Raw genomic sequence first — 1,850 nt, 5'->3', positions numbered from 1 at the left:
GCGACGATGCCGCGGGCGTCGAGGCCGGCTGCGGCGTACATCTTGGCGGGCTTGTCCTGGTCGATGAAGACGTCGGGGAGCACCATCGGGCGGACCTTGAGGCCCTTGTCGAGGAGGCCCGCGTCGGCGAGCGCGTGCAGCACGAAGGAGCCGAAGCCGCCGATCGAGCCCTCCTCGATCGTGATCAGCACCTCGTGCGCGCGGGCGAGCCGCGTCACGAGGTCGAGGTCCAGCGGCTTGGCGAAGCGCGCGTCCGCGACCGTGGTCGAGAGCCCGCGCGCGTCGAGCTCCTCGGCGGCGGCGAGCGCCTCGGCGAGACGGGTACCGAGCGAGAGGATCGCGACGCGCGAGCCCTCCTTGACCACGCGACCGCGGCCGATCTCGAGGGGCACGCCGCGCTCGGGCATCTCGACGCCGACCCCCTCGCCGCGCGGGTAGCGCAGCGCGATGGGCCCCGCGTCGTGCGCGGCCGCGGTCGCGACCATGTGCACCAGCTCGGCCTCGTCGGCGGCGGCCATGATCGTCATGTTGGGCAGGCAGCCGAGATAGGCGACGTCGAAGGAGCCCGCATGCGTCGGCCCGTCGGCGCCGACCAGCCCGGCCCGGTCCATGACGAAGCGCACGGGCAGGTTCTGGATCGCCACGTCGTGGACGATCTGGTCGTAGGCGCGCTGCAGGAAGGTGGAGTAGATCGCGCAGAACGGCTTGTAGCCCTCCGTCGCCATGCCCGCCGCGAAGGTGACCGCGTGCTGCTCGGCGATGCCGACGTCGAAGGTGCGCGCCGGGTGCGCCTTGCCGAAGAGGTCGATGCCCGTGCCCGAGGGCATCGCCGCGGTGATGGCGACGATGCGGTCGTCCGCCTCCGCCTCCCGGATCAGCGATTGCCCGAACACCTTGGTGTAGGCCGGCGCGTTGGCCTTGGGCTTGGCCTGCGCGCCGGTGACGACGTCGAAGCTCACCACGCCGTGGTACTTGTCCGAGGAGGCCTCGGCGGGCGCGTAGCCCTTGCCCTTCTGGGTGACGACGTGGACGAGGATCGGCCCGCCCTTGGTGTCGCGCACGTTCCGCAGCACCGGGAGCAGGTGGTCGAGGTTGTGCCCGTCGATCGGGCCGACGTAGTAGAAGCCCATCTCCTCGAACATCGTCCCGCCGGTCCAGAACCCGCGGGCGTACTCCTCCGCCCGCGCCGCCTTCTCGGAGAGGCCCTTGGGCAGCTTGCGGGTGAGCTGCTTGGCCGTCTCGCGCAAGGAGCGGTAGGTGCGGCCCGAGACCAGCCGGGCGAGGTAGGCCGACATCGCGCCCACCGGGGGCGCAATCGACATGTCGTTGTCGTTGAGGATGACGACGAGGCGCGAGTGCATCGCGCCGGCGTTGTTCATCGCCTCCCAGGCCATGCCCGCCGACATCGCCCCGTCGCCGATCACGGCCACCACGTTGTTGTCGCCCCCCGCGAGGTCGCGCGCCACCGCCATGCCGAGCCCCGCCGAGATCGAGGTCGAGGAATGCGCCGCGCCGAACGGGTCGTAGGGGCTCTCCGCGCGCTTGGTGAAGCCCGACAGCCCGCCGCCCTGGCGCAGCGTGCGGATGCGGTCGCGCCGCCCGGTCAGGATCTTGTGCGGGTAGGCCTGGTGCCCGACGTCCCAGATCAGCCGGTCGCGCGGCGTGTCGAACACCGCGTGCAGCGCCACCGTCAGCTCCACCACCCCAAGCCCCGCCCCCAGATGCCCGCCCGTCACCGACACCGCGTCGATCGTCTCCGCCCGAAGCTCGTCCGCCACGCGGCGAAGCTCGGCGTCGGACAGGCCCCGAAGGTCGGAGGCATCGCGGATCGTGTCGAGGAGGGGGGTGTC

The 1,850-nt window shown here is 71.9% G+C and carries 1 protein-coding gene; it reads right to left on the bottom strand.

Annotation, left to right across the window (positions count from 1 at the left end; all coding sequences use genetic code 11):
- Positions 1–1,850, bottom strand: a 1,850-nt coding sequence (gene dxs, locus ACTZWW_RS22610) for a 1-deoxy-D-xylulose-5-phosphate synthase (RefSeq protein ID WP_444783216.1), incomplete at both ends; no start/stop codon positions are given.

Source organism: Salinarimonas sp. NSM (genome assembly GCF_052380005.1).
GTDB lineage: Bacteria > Pseudomonadota > Alphaproteobacteria > Rhizobiales > Beijerinckiaceae > Salinarimonas.
Note: the sequence above shows the minus strand (reverse complement) of the source record. Positions and strands in the feature narration are given on the sequence as shown.